Annotated in this window: 5 protein-coding genes; all 5 read right to left on the bottom strand. The window is 77.1% G+C overall.

Annotated elements, in window-relative coordinates; translation table 11 throughout:
- Window positions 1–2,591 precede the first annotated feature (2,591 nt).
- Genes H288_RS0119930 through H288_RS0119950 form a run of 5 tightly spaced genes read right to left on the bottom strand, consistent with a single transcriptional unit; the run spans window position 2,592 to window position 19,468 of the window.
- Window positions 2,592–9,158 (bottom strand): non-ribosomal peptide synthetase, encoded by a 6,567-nt coding sequence (locus H288_RS0119930; protein ID WP_020094338.1) that lies wholly within the window; start codon window positions 9,156–9,158, stop codon window positions 2,592–2,594.
- Window positions 9,155–12,310 carry an amino acid adenylation domain-containing protein gene (locus tag H288_RS32540; RefSeq protein WP_020094339.1) on the bottom strand — a complete coding sequence of 1,052 codons (3,156 nt, stop codon included), beginning with the start codon at window positions 12,308–12,310 and terminating at the stop codon, window positions 9,155–9,157. The genes H288_RS0119930 and H288_RS32540 overlap by 4 nt, the downstream gene beginning before the upstream one ends.
- Window positions 12,307–16,791 (bottom strand): TauD/TfdA family dioxygenase, encoded by a 4,485-nt coding sequence (locus H288_RS0119940; protein WP_020094340.1) that lies wholly within the window; start codon window positions 16,789–16,791, stop codon window positions 12,307–12,309. Before H288_RS0119940 ends, H288_RS32540 begins: the two co-directional genes overlap by 4 nt.
- Window positions 16,788–18,485: a cyclic peptide export ABC transporter gene (locus H288_RS0119945; RefSeq protein WP_020094341.1), complete on the bottom strand. Its 1,698-nt coding sequence runs from the start codon at window positions 18,483–18,485 to the stop codon at window positions 16,788–16,790. The genes H288_RS0119940 and H288_RS0119945 overlap by 4 nt, the downstream gene beginning before the upstream one ends.
- Window positions 18,485–19,468: a TauD/TfdA family dioxygenase gene (locus H288_RS0119950; protein ID WP_020094342.1), complete on the bottom strand. Its 984-nt coding sequence runs from the start codon at window positions 19,466–19,468 to the stop codon at window positions 18,485–18,487. The genes H288_RS0119945 and H288_RS0119950 overlap by 1 nt, the downstream gene beginning before the upstream one ends.
- Window positions 19,469–19,521: the final 53 nt, after the last annotated feature.

The raw sequence follows: 19,521 nt of genomic DNA on the forward strand, positions 1-19,521 counted from the left end.
GGGGCGTCCGAGATAGCCGCGGGCGAGGCCGGTGCCGCCGATGTAGAGCTCGCCCACCACCCCCACCGGCACCGGGTGCAGCGCGTCGTCGAGGATCCAGGCGGTCCGGTCGCCCACCGGGCTGCCGATCGGCGCGTAGGGCGTGTCGCAGGTCGTGCCGGCGGGGACCTTCCAGACGAGCGGCGTCACCACGGTCTCGGTCGGCCCGTAGCCGTTGATGAGGCGGCGCGGCCCGAGGGCGCGGTTGACGCGCGCGAGCTCGTCGCGCGGCATCGCCTCGCCGCCGAAGGAGAGCAGGTCGAGGGTCGGCGCGCCGCCCTCCTGCTCGGCCCAGCGCGTCAGTTCCCGGACGTAGCTCGGCGGGAAGCCGGCATTCGTCACGCCGTGCCGGCGGAACGCCGCGAACACCTCCGCCGGCGACCAGAGCGCGTCGTCGCGGAGCACGAGGCTGGCGCCGCAGGCGAGCGCCGTCAGCCAGCGCTCGTGCCCGCCGTCGAAGTTGAAGGTGATGAAGTGGAACTCGCGGGAGTCCGCGTCCATCTCGTAGTGCGGCGCGGTCGCGCGGACGTGCATCGCGAGCGGGCCGTGCGCGACCGCCACCGCCTTCGGCTTCCCCGTCGAGCCGGAGGTGTAGATCAGGTAGGCGAGGTTCTCCGGGTGGAGCGCCACCGGGGGTGGAGGCCCCGCGCCCGCGTCCGGCGCGTCCGCGTCGATCAGGATCCGCGGGACCGCGGCCGGCCCGCGGCCGGCATGGGCGCGATCCGTGACGAGGACGCGCGCGCCGCTGTCGGCGACCATCGCGGCGATCCGCGCGTCCGGCAGGTCGAGCCCGAGCGGCAGGTAGGCGCCGCCCGCCTTGAGCACGCCGAGATAGGCGGCGAGCAGGCCGGGCGAGCGGGGCAGCATCACGGCGACGACCGTGTCCGGGCCGATGCTGGCCTCGGCGAGACGGTGCGCGAGGCGGTTCGCCTCGGCGTCCAGCGCGCCGCGGCTCGTGGCGCGATCGGCGAAGATCACCGCGGTCCGTTCGGGGTCCGTGCGCGCGAACCCCGCGATGGTCACGTGAACGGGCTGCCCGTCGACCTCGGACGGCGCGGAGGGCGGGTTCAGCCGCGCGATCTCGCCCGGTGTGAGCAAGGGCGCCCCGTGGATCGGCGCGTCCGGCGCCGCGACGAGGCTGCCCAGCAGGGTCAGGAAATGGTCGCGCCAGCGCGCGACGGTGGCCGCGTCGAACAGGTCGCGGGCGTAGGTGAGGTGCGCGGTGAAGCCGCCCTGCGCGTCCTCCAGCGTGGTCAGGCCGAGATCCACGTGGGCGCTGCCGGTGGCGCGGGGGACGCGCTCGACCGACAGGTCGCCGAGGCGGATCGTGGCGAGCGGGCGCTCCTGCAGGTGCTGGACGATCGCCTGGAACAGGGGATTGCGGCCCGGATGCCGGTCGGGGCTCAGGGCGCTCACGAGCCGCTCGAACGGCACGGATTGATGGGCCTGGGCTTCCACGAGGAGCGCCCGCGTCGCCTCCACGCACGCGGCGAAGCTGTCCAGCGGGTCGAACGCGAAGGGCAGCACCAGGGTGTTGGCGAAGCTGCCGATCACGCCCGCGGTCTCGGGCCGGGTGCGGTTCGCCACCGGCACGCCCAGGCGGAGAGCGCGCTCGCCGCCGAGGCGCTGGAGCAGGATCGCGAAGCCGGCGGCGAGGACGTGGAACGCGGTCGCGCCGCCGCGGCGGGCCAGGGCGCGGATGCCCGCCGCGGTCGCGGGCGGCAGCGGGAAGGTCAGCGTCTCCCCGGTGAAGCTGGGCACGTCGGGGCGCGGCCGGTCGGCGGGCAGGGCGAGGACGGGGTGCTCCGTGCCGAGGAGGTCCGTCCAGAACCCGAGGCTCGCGGCCTGGGCGCCCGCGTCCAGCATCCGCGCCTGCCAGGCGGCGTAATCCGCGTAGGTGATGGCGGGGGCCGCGCTCTCCGGCGCGTCGGATCCGTAGCCGGTGGCGACCGCGTCGATCAGCAGGTCCATCGACACGGCGTCGCCGACGATGTGGTGCAGGGTCAGGAAGACGACGTGCCGATCCGGCGCCTCGCGCACCAGGGCGGCGCGCAGCAGGGGCCCGCGCGCGAGGTCGAAGGGCGCCCGCTCGACGGCCGCCTCGATCGCGGCGCGACGCGCCCGCGCCTCGGCCGCGTCGCAGCCGGTCAGGTCGTGGCGGACCATCGCGAAGGTGCCCGCCGGGTCGACCTGCTGCACCGGCTCCCCGTCGCGCAGGGGGAAGCGCGCGCGCAGGCCCGCGTGACGGGCGACGGCGCCGGCGAACGCCCGGTCCAGCGCCTCGGGGTCGAGCGGACCGGTCAGGCGCAGCGCGCCGACGATGTGATAGGCCGGGCTCTCCGGGTCGAGCTGCCAGAGGAGCCAGAACCGGCGCTGCGCGTCGGAGAGCGGTCCCGCGTCGCCGCCCTCCGCGGGCAGGATCGGCAGGCGGTCCGCCTCGAGGCCGCGCGCGGCGAGGTCCTGCACGAACCGGCGGCGCTTGCCGTCGGGCAGCGCGGAGAAGCGCGCCGCCAGGGCGCGCAGCTGGTCGTCCCGCGAGGGGCCGGTGTCGGTCATTCGGCGTGTTCCAGCGCGTCGAGGAGGTCGCTCATCGCGTCGATGTCGGCGTCCGCGCCACCCGCGTCCCGGCCGTCGATCGCGACCGCGAGATCCGCCAGGGTGCGCGCCTCGAAGACGGCGCGCAGGGGCAGGACGATGCCGTGCGCCTCGCTCAGGCGCGCGACGACCCGGGCGACGAGGAGCGAGTGCCCGCCCAGGGCGAAGAAGTTGTCGCCGCGCCCGACCGAGGGGAGGTTCAGCACCTCGGCCCAGACAGCGGCGAGGCGGCGCTCCGTCCCGGTCCGCGGCGGGTCGGCGGCCGGGTCGGCGACCGGCTCCGGCGCCGGCAGGGCGGCGCGGTCGACCTTGCCGTTGGGGGTCAGCGGCAGGGCATCGAGCGTCACGACGGCCGCGGGCACCATCGCGTCCGGCAGCGTCGCGGCGAGCGCCCGGCGCAGCTCCGCGGGGTCGAGCGCCGCCCCGGGGCCGGGGACGACGTGGGCCACCAGCCGCGCGTCGCCGGGCCGGTCCTGCCGCGCGGTCACGACGGCCTGCGCGACGCCGGGTTGCGCGATCAGCGCCGCCTCGACCTCGCCGGGCTCGATGCGCACGCCGCGGATCTTCACTTGGTGGTCGACGCGGCCGCGGTAGTCGAGGGCCCCGTCCGCGCGCCAGCGCGCGCGGTCGCCGGTCCGGTACATGCGCGCGCCGGGCGGCCCGAAGGGGCAGGGGACGAAGCGCTCGGCCGTGAGCCCCGGCCGCCCGAGATACCCGCGGGCGAGCCCGGCGCCCGCGAGGTAGAGTTCGCCGACCGTGCCTGGCGGGACCGGCCGCAGGCCGCCGTCGAGGATGTAGGCCTGCGTGTTCCACAGGGGCGCGCCGACGGTGACGGCCTCCGCGCCGGGCACGATCTGGGCCGCCGTGGACCAGATCGTGGTCTCGGTCGGGCCGTAGAGGTTGGTGACCCGCGCCGCCCGCGCGCTCAGGGCGCCCGCGAGGTCGGGCGGCAGCGCCTCGCCGCCCACCAGCACCCGCACGCCGCGCAGGGCGTCCGTCTCCGCGAGGCCGCGCCACAGGGTCGGCGTGGCCTGCATCAGCGTGATGCCCGCCTCGCGGACGAGCCGCGCCAGACGCCCGGGATCGAGCAGGTCGTCCCGCCCGGCCAGCACCACGCGCGCGCCGCGGAGGAGCGGCCCGAACAGTTCGAGGCCCGCGATGTCGAAGCCGACCGTGGTGACGGCGAGCAGCCGGTCCGCCGGCGTCACGCCGAGGCGATCGACGAGGTCGTGCAGCAGGTTGGTCAGGCCGGCATGCGGGACCACGACCCCCTTGGGCCGGCCCGTGGAGCCGGACGTGTAGATCACGTAGGCGGGATGGGCCGGCACGAGCGGGCGCGCCCGATCCCGGTCGGTCGGCGCGCGGGCCGGCGCGGCCGCGAGCGCCGCGCGCCCGTCCGGGGCGTCGAGCACCAGGGCGGGCAGGCCGTCCGGCCGCGGCCACGCGTCGACGGTCACGAGGCCGGCGGGCCGGGCATCGGCCAGCATGAGGGCGAGCCGCTCCGCGGGGTAGCCCGGGTCGAGCGGCAGGTAGGCCGCCCCGGCCTTGAGCACACCCAGCAGCGCCGCGACGAGGTCCGGCCCGCGCGGCAGCGCCACCGCCACGATGTCCTCCGGTCCGATCCCGCGGGCGATGAGCGCGTGGGCGATCCGGTTGGCGCGGGCCTCGAGCTCCGCGTAGCGCAGCACCTCCGATCCGGCCACGAGGGCGACGGCTTCCGGCGCGCGGGCCGCCTGCGCGGCGACGAGCGCCGGCAGGGTCTCGCGCGGCACCGCCCGCGCCGTCGCGTTCCAGTCCGTCAGGATCTGCCGCCGCTCGCCGGCCTCGAACAGGTCGAGATCCCCGATTGCCCGGTCCGGCTCGGCCGCCAGGGCCGCGAGCAGCCGCGCGAACCGGTCCGCGAGGCGGATCGCGCCGGCTTCTTCGAAGAGGTCCGTGGCGTATTCGAGGTGGCCGACGACGCCCGCCTCCGTCCCGTCGGCCCCGCGCCGCTCGACGAGGTCGAAGGCGAGGTCGAACCGCGCGGCCCCGGCGCCGACCGGATCCGGGACGGCGCGCAGGCCGGCCAGATCGAACGAATCCGGCACGCCGTCCTGAAGCGCCAGCATGACCTGGAACAGGGGATGGCGCGCGAGCGAGCGCGGCGGGTTCAGCACCTCCACGAGGCGTTCGAAGGGCACGTCCTGGTGCGCGTAGGCCTCGAGCGCGACGGCGCGGGCCCGTCCCACGAGGTCGCGCCCGCTCGGGTCGCCGGACGTGTCGGTGCGCAGCACCAGCGTGTTGACGAAGCAGCCGACGAGGCCGTCGAGGGCCTCGTCCGTGCGGCCCGCGATCGGGCTCCCGAGCGGGATGTCCTCGCCCGCGCCCAGGCGGGTCAGGAGCGCGGACAGGCCGGCCTGGAGCACCATGAACAGGCTCGACCGCTCGCGCCGCGCGAGATCCGACAGGGCGCGGTGCAGGTCCGGCCCGAGGGCGAGGGGCACGCGCCGCCCGCGGTGGCTCGCCGTCGCCGCGCGCGGCCGGTCGGTGGGCAGCGCGAGGCCTTCGGGCAGCCCCGCGAGCTGCGCGCGCCAGTAGCCGATCTCGCGGGCGATCAGGCTGTCCGGGTCGGCCTCGTCGCCGAGACGGTCGCGCTGCCAGAGCGCGTAGTCCGCGTACTGCACCGGTAGGGCCGGGCGCTCCGGCGCCGCGCCGCGGCACCGCGCCGCGTAGGCCGCCGCGAGATCGCGCATCAGCGGAGTCAGCGACCAGCCGTCGGCGGCGACGTGGTGGATCAGGAGGAGGAGCCCGTGCGCGTCCGGGCCGAACCGGTACAGCCGCGCGCGGATCGGCAGGTCAACGGCCAGGTCGAAGGGCGCGCGCGCCGCCGCGGACAGCGCGTCCGGCCACGATTCCGGGTCCGCCGCGCACAGATCGAGGCCGGGCCGCGCCGCGTCGGGCGGCAGGACCTGCTGCGCCGGCGCCCCGTCGATCGCGACGATGCGGGTCCGCAGGCTCTCGTGGCGCGCGACCACGTCGGCGAGGGCCGCGCGTAGCGCGTCGGCGTCGAGCGGGCCCGTGAGGCGGAGCGCGATCGGGATGGTGTAGGGATGCGCGCCGTCGATCCGCGACAGCAGCCACATCCGGGTCTGGGCCGCGGAGAGCGGGACGACATCCGGCCGCGGGCGCGCGCCGAGGGGTAGGCGCGCGGGGCCGGCGCGTCCTGCCGCGTCGCCGCCGACCGCGGCGATCCACCCGCTCAGAGCCGCGACCGTCGGGGCCTCGAACACGGCGCGCAGCGGCAGCTCGACGCCGAGCGCCGCGCGCAGCCGGCTGACGAGGCGGGTGGCGAGCAGCGAGTGGCCGCCGAGGTCGAAGAAGCCGTCGTCGATCCCGACCGCGTCGAGGCCGAGCACCTGCGCGAAGGCCCGCGCCACGGCCGCCTCGCGCGCGGTGCGCGGCCCGCGCCGGCCCGCGCCCGCCCAGTCCGGCTCGGGGAGCCGTCTTGGGTCGAGCTTCCCGTTTGCGGAGACCGGCAGCGCGGGGAGGGCGAGGATGCGGGCGGGGCGCAGCGCGTCGGGCAGCGTGTCCGCCAGGGCCCGCTGCAGCGCGGGCTCGTCGAGCGCGCCGCCGGCCGCCGGCACCGCGTAGCCCACCAGCCGCAGCCCCCCGTCCGGACCGGGACGGGCGACCACCGCCGCCTCGGCCACACCCGGCAGCGCCCGCAGCGCGGCGGCCGCCTCGCCCGGCTCCACGCGCTGGCCGCGGATCTTGACCTGATCGTCCGCCCGCCCGCGGTAGTCGAGCTGCCCGTCCGCCCGCCACGCCGCCCGGTCGCCGGTGCGGTACAGCCGCGCCCCGGCCGGCGCGCCGCCGCGCCCGGCCTCCGGGTCGGGCACGAACCGCGCGGCGGTCAGGCCGGGCTGGCCGCGGTAGCCCCGGGCGAGGCCGAGGCCGCCGATGTAGAGCTCGCCGACAACGCCGACCGGCACCGGGTGGAGCGCGTCGTCGAGGACGTGCAGGCGCAGGTTGGCGATGGGCGCGCCGATCGGCACGCGCGGCCCGGGGACGGGCCCATCTGCGCAGGCGCTGTCGCTTGCGCCGTCGCAGGCGCCATCGCAGGCGCCATCGCAGGCGTCGTCGCAGGCGCCATCCCAGGCTGCGACGTCGCAGGCGGTGACGTCGATGGCGGCCTCGGCGGGTCCGTAGAGGTTGTGCACCCGCGCGCCGGTGCGGGCGGCGACGGCGCGGGCGAGGTCGGGCGGCAGGGCCTCGCCGCTGGCGACCAGTCGGGTGAGGCTGGCGGTGTCGTCGAGGGCGCTGGCGGCGAGGGCGGCCGAGAGCTGGGCGGGCACGAAGTGCAGGAGGGTGACGGCGTGCCGGCCGATGAGGCGTGCGATGGCGTCGGGGTCGCGGTGGGCGCCGGGGGGCGCCAGGACGAGGCGTGCGCCGGTGACGAGGGGCAGGAGGATCTCCCAGACGGCGACGTCGAAGGAGACGGGGGTCTTGTGCAGGATGGTGTCGTGGGCACCGACGCACAGGTGGTCGGCCATCCAGGCGAGGCGGTTGGCGAGGGCGGCGTGGGTGTTGGCGCAGGCCTTGGGGGTGCCGGTGGAGCCGGAGGTGTGCAGGACGTAGGCGAGCGCGTCCGGGTGGGGGGCGCGGGTGCGGGTCCGGACGGGCCGGGCGCTGTCGTCGTCCGCGTCGGTATCCGGATCGGTATCCGGATCGGTATCCGGATCGGTATCCGGATCGGCGTCGAGGACGAGGGGCGCTCGCCCTGCGGCGTCGGCGAGGGCGGGGTGCTGGTCGGCGAGTTCGGGCTGGGTGAGGAGGAGGTCGGCCTCTGCGGCGAGGGCGGCGAGGCGGGCTGCGGGCAGGTCGCAGGTGAGCGCGAGGAGGACGCCGACGACTCGCTCGGGTCGGGCGCCGGCGCGGGCGAGGCGTCGGGCGATGGCGGTGGCGCGGGCGTCGAGGCCGGCGCGGGTCAAGCTGGTCCGGGCGTCGGTCACCGCGATCGCGTCCGGGTCTTGCGCGAGATGGCCTGCGAAGGCGGCGAGGACGTCGCCGGCGCCGTCCGGATAAGCCCGGGCGGTCGCGTTCGCCGAGCCGATCACCGCCCGGTCGGAGGCCGTGAGCGTGCTCGCCGCGTGGAGGGGCCGGTCTGGCGCCGCGACGAGGGCGCGCAGCAGGGTGAGGAACCCGTCGCGCCAATGCCGGGCGGTGGCGTCCGCGATCAGGCCGGCATCGTACTCGAGCTGGCAATCGATGCCGGTCCCGTCGGCGGCGACGTCGAGGGCGACGTCGAACTTGGCGCTCGCCACGTCGACGTCGATCCGCGCCGCCGCGACCCCCGCGAGGTCGAGGGGGGTGGCATCCCGGCTGGGGCGGAAGTTGAACGCCGCCTGGAAGACCGGCGTGGTCGCGGCGTCGCGCGCGATCCCGGTCTCCGACACGAGGCGCTCGAAGGGGACGTCGTCCTCGGCCAGGAACGCCATCGCCTCGCCGCGCAGCCGCGCGCAGAGATCGCGGAAGCTCCCGCGCGGATCGAGGCGGACGCGGTAGACCTGCGTGTTGACGAGGAAGCCGACGAGGTCCTGCAGCTCGGGGCGGGTGCGGGCGGCGTTCGGCACGCCGACGGCGAAGTCCGTCTGGCCGCTCAGGCGGGCGAGCAGCACCTGCCACGCCGCCAGCAGCGCCACGAAGGGCGGGCACGCCTGCGACCGGCAGAACACGGCCACCGCGCCGGCGAGATCGGCGGGCAGGGTGAAGTCGACCCGCCCGCCCGGGCGGTTCGCCAGGGGCTGGCGGGGATAGTCGAGGGGCAGGTCCAGGGCCGGGACGGCGTCGCCGAGGTAGCGGCGCCCGCGCGCGATCGCCGCGGACCCGGCCGCGCCGTCGAACCGGGCGCGCTGCCACGCGGCGAAATCCACGAAGCGCAGGCGCGGGGCGGGCAGCGGCTGCCCGATCCGCGCGGGATCGGCGAGGGCCGCGCGGTAGGCCTGCGCGAGATCCCGGAAGAGCCGCGCCGTCGACCACGCGTCCACCGCGATGTGGTGCATCACCACGAGGAGGACGCGCCCGCCCGCCGGATCCGCCTCCGACAGGACCGCGCGCAGCGGCGGCGCGCGGGTGAGATCGAAGGGGCGGCGGCTCAGGGCGCGCAGCGCCGCGCCCGGGTCACCGTCGAGGGCCGGGACGCGCTCGAGTTCGAACGGCACGTGCGGGTGCAGGATCTGGCGCGGGCCGTCGGCGGTATCCGCCAGCGCCGTGCGCAGGACGTCGTGACAGGCGATCAGGCTCCGGAACGCGCCCTCGAGCGCCGGGACGTCGAGGGGGCCGGTGAGGCGGAAGGCCCGGGCCGAGTGGTAGGCCGGGCTCTCCGGGTCGTAGCGCTGGTGGAACCAGAGCCGCGCCTGCGGGAACGACAGGGGCGCCGGGCCGCCGGCGTGCCGCGGGATGCCGTCGGCTGCCTCGGCGTCCTCCCGCAGCAGGCGGGCGAGGGCCGCTTGCCGCGCCGCGTCGCGCGCGCCGACCCCGGTCACGCGCCCACCCCGGCGAGGCCGGCGCGCTCGGTCTCGCTCAGGCCGGCGAGTTCCAGGCGCAGGCTCGCCGTCTCCTCGATCGCGTCCGGCGGGGCGTAGGTGCCGAGCGCCGCCGCGAGGGTCGCGGGCGTGCTGTGGTCGAAGACCAGGCTCGGGGGGATCTCGACCTTGAGCAGCTTGCGGATGCGCGCCGTCAGCTTGATGACGAGGAGTGAGTTGCCGCCGGCCGCGAAGAAGTCGCCCGCGGCGCCGAGGCGCTCCGCCGGGAGGCCCAGCAGCTCCGCCATGGCGTCGGTGAGCACGGTCTCGAGCGCCGTGCGGGGCGGGACGCCCGTGTCCGCGTCCGGATGAACGTCCGGACGGGGCAGGGCGGCGCGGTCGATCTTGCCGTTGGCCAGCCGCGGCAGGCTGTCGAGGCGCAGGATCGGGGCGGGCAGCCATGCGGCGGGCAGGGTTTCGGCCAGCGCCGCGAGGAGCGCGGCGGGTGTCCGCTCGGGGTCGGCGACCACGTAGGCCGCGAGCCCGGTCGCGCCGTCCGGCCCCGTGAACGGGCGCACCGCCGCCTGGCTCACGCCGGCGAGGCCCGCCAGCGCGGCCTCGACCTCGCCCGGCTCGACGCGGTGGCCGCGCAGCTTGATCTGGTCGTCGGCCCGCCCGGCGAGCACGAGGCGGCCGCCGGGCAGCAGGCGGGCCCGGTCGCCGGTGCGGTAGAGCCGCCCCGCTCCGAAGGGGTTGGGCGAGAACGCGCCCGCGCCGCCGGCCTCCGTGCCCGGGAGGTAGCCGCGGCAGATCTGGGCGCCCCCGAGGTGGAGCACGCCGACCGCGCCGGTCGGCGCGAGCGCGCCCGCCGCGTCGAGGATGTAGGCCTCGCTGCCGGCGAGCACGCGGCTCAGCGGCAGGCTCTCGTCCGGCGGCGCGGTGGCCGCGTCCGGATGCACCAGCACGCCGACACAGGCCTCGGTGGGACCGTAATGGTTGGCGATCCGCGTCGTCGGCGCCGCCGCCCGGATCCGCCGGACCAGGGCGGCCGGCGTCGGCTCGCCGCCGAGCACCAGCAGGGCGGGCAGCGCGGGGTCCTCGACGCCGTCGAGGAGGGCGGCGAGGTGGGACGGGACCAGTTTCGCGCAGGCGACGGCGTTGCCGCGCAGGAAGCGCGCGAAGGCCGGGCCGTCGGCCATCTCGGCCTCGTCGGCGACCACGAGGCAGGCGCCGAGGCGCAGCGCCGCGAACAGCATGGTGTTGCCGAGGTCGGCCGCCACCGTGGAGGTCAGCGCGAAGCGCCCGTAACCGGACAGGTCGAGGGCGTCGATGACGGCCTCCGCGTAGGCGCGGATCTGGGCGTGCTCGATCACCACGCCCTTCGGCGTCCCGGACGAGCCGGAGGTGAAGAGCAGGCAGGCCATGTCGGAGGGGTCCCGGGCCTCGGCGGGGTGCCGGGCCTCACCGAGGCCGTCGAGGATCGCCCCGAGGGCGTGCCGGCCGGCCGCGGGGTCGGCCGCGAGCGCGACGGTCAGCGCGGGCCGGGCGAGCGCGATCAGGCGGTCGCGGCGGGCCTGCGGCCAGGCCGGGTCGAGGGGCAGGTAGGCGCCCCCCGCGCGCCAGACCGCGAGGATCGCCACCACGAGGTCGACGGAGCGCGGCAGGTCCAGGGCGACGACGCGCTCGGGACCGACGCCGCGCGCGGCGAACCAGGCGCCGAGGCGCGCGACGCGATCCTCCAGCGCGGCGTACGACAGGGTGCGGCCAGCGCCGGCGAGGGCGGGGGCGTCCGGCGCCGTCGCCGCGTGGCGGGCGACGAGGACCGGAAGGGTCTCCGCCGGCAGGGCGCGGGCGGCCGGGCGGCCGAAGGCGCGCAGGCGCACCTCATCGCGCGCGCCGACGAGCGGGTAGGTCGCGAAGGGCGTCGCGGCCTTCGCGGGCAGGCGGGCGAGCAGCGTCTCGACCTGATCGAGCAGGGTCTCCAGGGCTTCCACCGCGTAGCGGCGCGGGTCGGCGTGCAAGGTCAGCGCGGCGAGGTGCCCCTCCGCGTCGAGGGCCGGCTCCAGGCAGAGCTCGAACCCGGCGGGTCCGGGCAGGAGCCGGTCCTGCGCGGCCCCCTGAGCCGCGAGCGCGAAGCCGACCGCGGGGCGGCGGTCGCCGCCGGCCGCGTCGAGGGGGCAGAGTTCCTGGAAGGCGCGGTGCTCGTCGAGCCGCGCGGCGAGACCGGCCGCGGCCTCCGAGACGCTGGTCTCCGGCGGGAGGACGAGGCGCAGGGGCAGCGTCTTGGTGAAGACGCCGACCGTGCCGGCGAAGACCGCGTAGTCGCGCCGGCAATCGTGCGCCCAGCCGCCGAGGATCTCCGTCCGCTCGGCGAGGCGCGCCACGAGCAGCCACCACGCGGCCTGGAGCACGGCCTCGGCGCCGGCCGCGGCGAGGTCCGGCCGGGCCAACGCCCGCGCGAAGGCGTCCGTGACGGCGGCGTCGACGGCCCGACTCAGCCGGATCGCGGCGGCCGGCTCCTCCACCGCGTCGGCGGCCGCCCCGCGGCGATAGGGCAGCCGGAGGGGCGCCGCGCCCGCGCCGATCTGGTCCCGCCAGTAGGCTTGGCCCTCGCCGTCCGCGTCGTCGGCGGCGACCGCCTCGCGCCACTCCGCGTACTGGGCGTAGGTCGCGGCCTCGGGATCGGCGCCGGGTGCCGCGTCGTCCGCGCAGGCGGCCGCGACCTCCGACAGGACGCGGTCGAGGCTGCCGGCATCGACCGCGAGGGCGCTGGCGACGAGGCGCAGCCGCGGCGTCGCGCCCGGCAGGAGGACGGCCGCGAGGGTCTGGCCGCGCTCCGGCGCGAGGCCGACGGTCCCGACGTCTCCCTGCGGCGCGCCGGTATCGAGCGGGATAGCGGGCGCGCCGGCCTCGGCCTGCCGCAGGCCGCGGAAGCCCGGTTCGCGCACGAAGGCGGTGCGCAGGACGTCGTGGCGGGCGGCGACCGCGGCGAGGCCGCGGCGGAGGCGGTCCGCCTCGACCGGCCCGGGAAGGTCGATCTCGGCCACGAGACTCGGCGCGGCGCCGGCCGCGTCGAGGCAGGCGCGCTGCTCGGGGGTCAGCGCCCGGGTCGGCGCCGCGAGGGAGGCCGGCGCCCCGGTCATCGCCGCGCCGGTCATCGCCGCGCCGGTCATGCCGCCGCTCCCGTGACCGCGCCGCGCTCGACCATGTCGCCCATGGCGACGACGATCCGGCGCGGCCCCTCGTAGGGGTCGCGGGCATGGGCGGCGAGCATGTTGTCGAGCATCACGACGTCGCCGGGGCGCCAGTCGAAGCGCACGGCGATCGCCTCGTAGAGGCGGCCGACCTCGTCCATCACCGCGTCCTCGATCGGCGTGCCGTCGCCGTAGAGCACGTCGCGCGGCATCCGCTCCGGCCCCACGAGGCCGAGGAGGTCGGCGCGCACCTCGGGGTCGAGGCAGCGCGGGTGGTGCAGCTGCACCTGGTTGAAGAACGACTTCTCGCCGGTCAGCGGGTGGGTGATCACCGCCGGGCAGCGCGTGCGGGTCTGGAGCGTGTCCGCGTCGAGCCAGGCGAAGTCGACGCCCTCGGCCCGGCAGCGCGCCTCCACGGCCGCGCGATCCTCGGTGTGGAAGAACCGGCGCCAGTCGACGTCGAAGCGCTCCGTGAAGGTGCGGACGTAGATCAGCCCCAGGCGCTCGAAGCGGTCGGCGATCGCCGGCGGCAGCTGCCGGTACAGCGCGCGGCAGTCGACGATGGGCGTCGCGCCGCCCACCGGCGACGGCTGCTGGCAGAAGAACCACTGCTTGCGCGGCCAGGCATGCAGGTGGCTGCTCTCGTTGTGGTAGAGGATCATCTCCCGCTCGGGGTAGGGCGTCGAGCGGTAGGTGTTCTTCCCGCCCTCGTTCTTGGGCAGGTCGCCGTACCCGCCGTAGAGGCCGGGCTGGAGCGCCTCGGCGAAGGCCTCGAATTCCTGCGGGGTCGCGATGCCGAAGCCGCGCAGCAGCAGGCCGGCGTGGCGGCGCAGCTTGCCCTCGACCCAGTCGCGCTGGGCGGTCGCCCAGGCCACCGCGTCGACGTCGGCCGACAGCGGCTCGATCACGAGGGGGAAGTCGCGCCCGGGCGCCAGGGTCGAGATGCGGGCCGGCTCGCCCGCGGCGGCGGCGGGTTTGCCGGCGCCCAGTCCCTTGAGCTTGTCGAGCTTCGCTTCCAGGCGGCCGGTGCGCGGGAGCGACGGGGCGGTGTTCGACATGACGGGGTCCTCCGGGTCTCGTGAGGGCGGGAGCGCGGGCAGAAGGTCGGGCAGGCCGGGCAGCAGGGTCGGGAGCGGGGCCGCGGGCGCGGCGGCTGCGGCGGCGAGCAGGGTCGCGTAGGCCTCCGCGAGGCGCGCGACGCGTTCGGGGGTGAACAGGGCCGTGGCGAAGACCCACTCGGCCGCGATCCCGCCCCCCGGCGCGGGCGGGTCGAGGAAGAGCGCCATCTCGAATTTCGAGCCGTGCGCGCTGGCCGCCCGGGCCTCGGCCGCGAGCCCCGGGACACCGAAATCGCCGGGCGGCGCGTTCTGCATCACGAACAGGGCCTGGACGAGGGGTGGCCGGGCGCGGGCGCGCGGGATGTCGAGGGCGTCGACGATCCGGTCGAAGGGCAGGGTGGCGTGCTCGAAGACGGCGAGGACGTCCTCGCGGACGCGCTCGATCAGCGCGGCGAAGGACGGGGCGCCGTCGAGGCGCGCCCGGATCGGCAGCACGTTGACGAAGAAGCCGATCAGCCCGGCCAGCTCGGGGTGCGGCCGGCCCGCGACGTCGGTGCCGACCACGAAGCGTTCGGCCCCGCTCAGCCGATGGAGCAGGGCCTGGAAGCCCGCGAGCAGCACGACGAACGGCGAGGCGCCGCGCGCCCGGCCCAGCTCCGCCAGACGGACGACCAGCGGCCCCGGCAGTTCGAAGCGGACGGAGCCGCCGGCCTGCGACGGGACCGCCGGCCGCGGCCGGTCGGTCGGCAGGGGCAGCAGGGCGGGCACCTCCGCGAGGTGCCCGCGCCAGAACGCGGTCTCGGCCGCCGCCGCGCGCTCCACGGCCGCCCGGTGCCAGCGCGCGAAATCCGTGTACTGGACGGGGAGGGGCGGCGCCTCCGCGCCGCGATAGGCGGCCCCGAGTTCGGAGAGCAGCACGCCGACCGACCAGCCGTCGCCGACGAGGTGGTGGAGGGCCAGGACGAGGCGGTGATCGTCGGCGGCCAGGCGCAGGAGCCGGGCGCGCAGGAGCGGCGGCACGGCGAGGTCGAACGGCGCGGCGGCCTCCGCGGCCTCGCACGCGGCGACCCGGACCTCGCGGGCGCCCGGATCGAGGCCGGTGAGGTCGTCGACGGGCACGTCGAGGGCGACCGCCTCGGCGATCCGGGGCTCCGGAAGGCCGTCCTCGCCGGTCGGATAGCCGGTCCGCAGCACGGCGTGCCGGGCGACGACCCGGCGCAGGGCCGCGGCGAGCCGGTCGGGATCCAGCGGGCCTCCGAACCGGATATGTCCGACCATGACGTAGGCGCCGCGCCCGGCCGGGTCGCCGAGCCGCTCGGCCAGCCAGAGCCGCTGCTGGCCGAGCGACAGCAGGGGCGGGCCCGCATTCGGCAGGAGCGCGGGCGCCGGCACCGCGTCGCGGGGCAGCGCGTCGATCCGCGCCGCGAGGTCGGCGAGGGTCGGGGCCGCGAACAGGTCGCGCAGCGGCAGGGCGACCCCGAAGGCGGCGCGGACGCGGTCGACGGCGCGCATCGCCAGGAGCGAGTGGCCGCCGAGTTCCAGGAAACCGCGCCCGCGCGAGACCTCGTCCAGGCCGAGGAGATCGCACCAGATCGCCGCGAGGGCGCGCTCCGTCGCGCTCCGGGGCGGCTCATCCGGCGCCGGGGCACCCTGCGGGCGCCGGTAGAGGTGGAGGGGGGTGAGGTCGCCGGCCGCGAGGCCGTCCCGGCACGCGCCGCGCCGGAGCTTCCCGCTCGTGGTCTTGGGCAGGGTGCCCGGCGCCAGCAGGGCCACGAGTTCCGCCGGCTCGGCCAGCACCTCCGCCAGCGCGGCGTCGACCGCGGCGGCGATCTCCGGCGCGCGGGCGGCGGCGCTCCGGCCGATCTCGGCGGCGATCCCGATCGCCTCGCCCGCCGGGCCCTCGACCGCGAAGGCCGCGACCCGCCCCGGGCGGAGAGCCGGCACGCGCGCCTCGACTGCCGTCTCCACGTCCTGCGGATAGACGTTGTGGCCGCGCAGGATGATGAGGTCCTTGGCGCGCCCGGTGACGAAGAGCTCGCCGCCGTCCAGGAAGCCGAGGTCCCCGGTCCGCAGCCAGGTCGCGCCGTCGCGGGGCACGAAGGTCGCGCGGGTCGCCTCCGGGTTGTTCCAGTAGCCGCGCGCGACGCAGGGGCCGCTGAGCCAGATCTCGCCGACCGTCCCGTCGGGGCAGGGGAGGCCCGTGCGCGGGTCGACGATCCGCAGGTGCTCGGGCCGGACCGGCCGGCCGCTGCCCGCGAGGGCGGTGCCGGCCTCGTCGGCGACGGCGCGGCCGGCCGCCAGCGCCGCCGGCGCCACGCTCAGCCGGCGCCACGGCGTGCCCAGGGGCTTGGCCGCGACGAGGAGGGTCGCCTCGGCGAGGCCGTAGGCGGGGCTGAGCGCCGTCGGCGCGAAGCCCGCCGGGGCGAAGCGCTCGGCGAAGCGGGTGAGGGTCCGGGGCCGGATCGGCTCGGCACCGCTGTAGGCGACGCGCCACCCGGCGAGGTCGAGCCCCGCCAGCGCGGCGGCGCCGACGCGCTCGCAGGCCAGCCGGTAGGCGAAGTCCGGGCCGCCGCTGATCGTGCCGCCATGCGCGCCGATCGCCTCGAGCCACGAGGCGGGCCGGGCGAGGAAGGCCTGCGGGCTCATCAGCACGAGCGGCGCGCCGGCGAAGATCGGCTCGATCAGCCCCGCGATCAGGCCCATGTCGTGGTAGAGGGGCAGCCAGGAGACGAAGACGTCGTCCGGGCCGGGCGCGATCGCCTCGGCGAGCCAGCGGGCGTTGGCGACGATGTTGCCGTGCGTGACCTCGACGCCCTTGGGATTCGCGGTCGAGCCCGACGTGTACTGCAGGAAGGCGAGGGTGTCGGGCGGGCACGGGACCGGCCGCCACGTCTCCGCCCCGGCGCTGCCGACCGCGTCGACGCAGACGATCGCCCCCACGGAGCTGCCCGCGCAGGTCGCCGCCACGGTCTCGCGGTTCGCCCGATCGGTCAGGACGTGGCGCGGTGCCATGTCGGCGATCATCAGGGCGAGGCGGGCCGCGTGGTGCGGATCCCGCGTCTCCGGCGGGAAGGAGGGCACGGCGACGAGGCCCGCGTAGAGGCAGGCGAAGAACGCCACGACGTAGTCCGGTCCGCTCGGCAGGGCGATGAGCGCCCGCGCGCCGGGCTCGGCGTCGCGCTGGAGGCGCGCCGCGAGGGCGCGGACCCGCCGGTCGAGTTCCGCGTAGTCGAGGGACGCCCCGACCGCGCGCCCGTCCGTGAGGAAGCGCAGGGTCAGCCGGTCGGGCGTGGCGGCCGCCCGCGCCCGCAGGATCGCCACGAGGCTGTCGTCCGGCGCGGGCCGGTGGGGCGACGGCGCGCGGTGCGCGCGGCCCACGTGCAGGCTCTCGTGCAGGCTCACGCGCCGGCTCCCGCCTGGCGGCCGCGCGGCGGGGCGGCGCGGTGCTCCACCACGAGGCCGCGCTCGAGCTTCACGACCTGGTCGGCCCGGTCGAACCAGCGGTCGTCGTGGGTGACGACGAGGATCGTCCGGCCCTCGGCGGCCAGCTCCGGGAGGAGCGTCTCGTAGAAGGCCGCCCGGGAGTCGGGATCCTGGTCGGCGGCCCACTCGTCGAAGATCATGACGGGCCGGTCCTCCAGGCAGGCGACGAGGAGGGCGAGCCGCTTGCGCTGGCCCGTCGAGAGATCGCGGGTCGAGAAGACCCCGTCCCGGAGGCTGACGCGGCCGTCGAGGCCGAGGCGCGCCAGCCACGCGCGCGCCTGCGCCTCGCGCGCGGCGTCCGGCCGGCCGAGCAGCGTCTCGAACAGGTGGAAATCGGAGAAGACGGCCGCGACGTGCGCGCGGTAGCCGGCGAGGGCCGCGCCCGCCACCGGGCGGCCGTCCAGGCACAGCGTCCCGCCGGTCGGCGGGTGCAGGCCGGCGATCACCCGGGCGAGGCTGGTCTTGCCGGAGCCGTTGCCGCCGACCAGGAAGGTGATCTCCCCGGGGCGCAGCGTCAGGTCGACCGGGCCAAGGTCGAAGCGGTCGCCGGTCTGCGGATCGGCCCGGTGATGGGTCACGCCCCGCAGGGTCACGGTGGCGTCGCGCCGGGGCGCGGCCGGGCCTGTCCCCGGATCGCCGACCGGCTCGGGCGGCAGCTCGGCGAAGGCCGCCTCGATCCGCCGCGCGCCGACGCGGGCGAGGTTGACGAGCGGCATCGTGTTCAGCACCGCCTCGAGCGGCCCCATCAGGTAGAGCAGGGCGATGACGTACCCGGTCGTCACCGCCTGGCTCTGCGCGCCGGTCCCGGGGACGAACAGCGCGAGCCCGATCAGGGCCAGGAACAGGATGCGGCCCCAGCCCGCCGCCAGCGCGAGGAGGGCGAGGCCGCGCCGGCGGTGGTCGGCGACGCGGGCGATCGCGGTCGCCAGGACCGCGTCGAGGAAGTGGCGCCCCTTCTCCCGGTTGAGGCGCAGCTCCTTGGCGCCGCCGTGCAGCGCCTGGAAATGTCCGACGAGGCGGTCCTGCTCCGCCCCGGCCCGGGCGAGGTGGCGCGTGACGCGGCCGTAGCAGGCGGAGTAGCCCGCGGCCCCCAGGGCGATCGTGAGGGCCGAGGCCAGGAACAGGGGGAACGACAGATAGCCGAGATAGGCGAGGGTCGCCGCGACCACCGCGCAGTTGGTGACGAGCACGGGCAGCGCCGTGAGGAAGTTGGCGACCTGGTTGGCGTCCTCGGTCACCAGCGCCTGCACCCGGGCGCTCCCCACAGCCTCGAGATCCGCGAACGCGGCGGCCTGGACGCGCGCGGCGATCGCGGACCGGAGATCGGCGAGCCCGCGCTGCCCGAGATCGGCGAAGAGGGCGCGCGAGACGACGAGCGCCGCGCAGGCGAGGAGGGCGGTCGCCGCGAAGGCGGCGACCCGGTCGGCCCGGGCGGGCTCGGACGCGTGGAGCGCCCCGTTGATGAGCACGATCAGGCCCGTCGTGGCGATCCCGCCGACGAGGCTCGCCGCGCCGGCCAGCACGAGCCGGGCGCGGGCGCCCCGCGCGAGGGCGCGCCACAGCGCGGTCCCTGGCGCGGACCCGGGCTCCGCGAAGGCGAACGCCGCCGCCATCACTGCGCGCGGCCGGCTTGCGCCATCGCCACCACGACCTTGCGCGGGCCCTTGAAGGGTGTCCGCGCGTGGGCGGTCAGCATGTTGTCCAGCATCACCACGTCGCCGGACTGCCAGGGGAAGACGACGGTGTGCGCGGCGAGCACGGCGCGGATCGCGTCGAGATCCGCGTCGGGGATCGGGCTGCCGTCGCCGTAGTAGACGTTGCGCGGCAGGTCCGGCTCGTCGACGAGGTCGAGGAGGGTCGCGCGCACCTCCGGCTCGAGGTTCGAGACGTGGAACAGGTGGGCCTGGTTGAACCACACCGGCTCGCCGGTCTCGGGGTGGCGGGCGGTGCCCTGGCAGACCTGCCGGGTGCGGAGGTCGCCGTCCGGCTTCCACTCGCAGGTGATCCCGTGGCCGGCGCAGTACGCCTCGACCGCCCCTCGGTCCTGCGTGCCGAACACCTGCTCCCAGGCCACGTCGAGCCCGTTGCCGTAGTTGCGCACGTACATCAGGCCCCGCTCGGCGAAGCGCGCGCGGATCGGCTCGGGCACGGCGCGGTAGATGGCGCGGCTGTCAGCCAGCGGCGTCTCGCCCCCCTCGGGCGCCGCCTGCTGGCAGTAGAACCAGATCTTCATCGGCCAGTCGCGGGCGTAGGCCTGCTCGTTGTGCAGCGGGATGTGCTGGTGGGGCGGGTACTCGGTCGAGGTGTAGACCCCCTGGGTCACGGCGCTGCGCGGCGTCGAGCCGAACTCGTAGCTCAGGAGGTCGTGGCCGAAGCCCGCCGCGAAGCTGCGGAACGCGTCGGGCCCGTCGAGGCTGAAGCCGCGGAGCAGCAGGCCGCCCGCGGCGTGGAGGTGCGCCTCGGCCGCGGCCCGGATCGCCGGCAGCGCGTCCGCGAGCGCCGCGCCCGCGGCGCCCTCCGGCGGCGTGACCAGGAGCGGCAGAGGACCCTCGTCCCGCAGGGGCTTGGTCACGAGTTCCATCACGGCGTCCTCCATGGTGACATCCCGTTCGTTCGCGCCGCCGGCCCGCGCGCCGCCGATGGGCGGGC

Source organism: Methylobacterium sp. 285MFTsu5.1 (assembly GCF_000383455.1).
Lineage (GTDB): Bacteria > Pseudomonadota > Alphaproteobacteria > Rhizobiales > Beijerinckiaceae > Methylobacterium.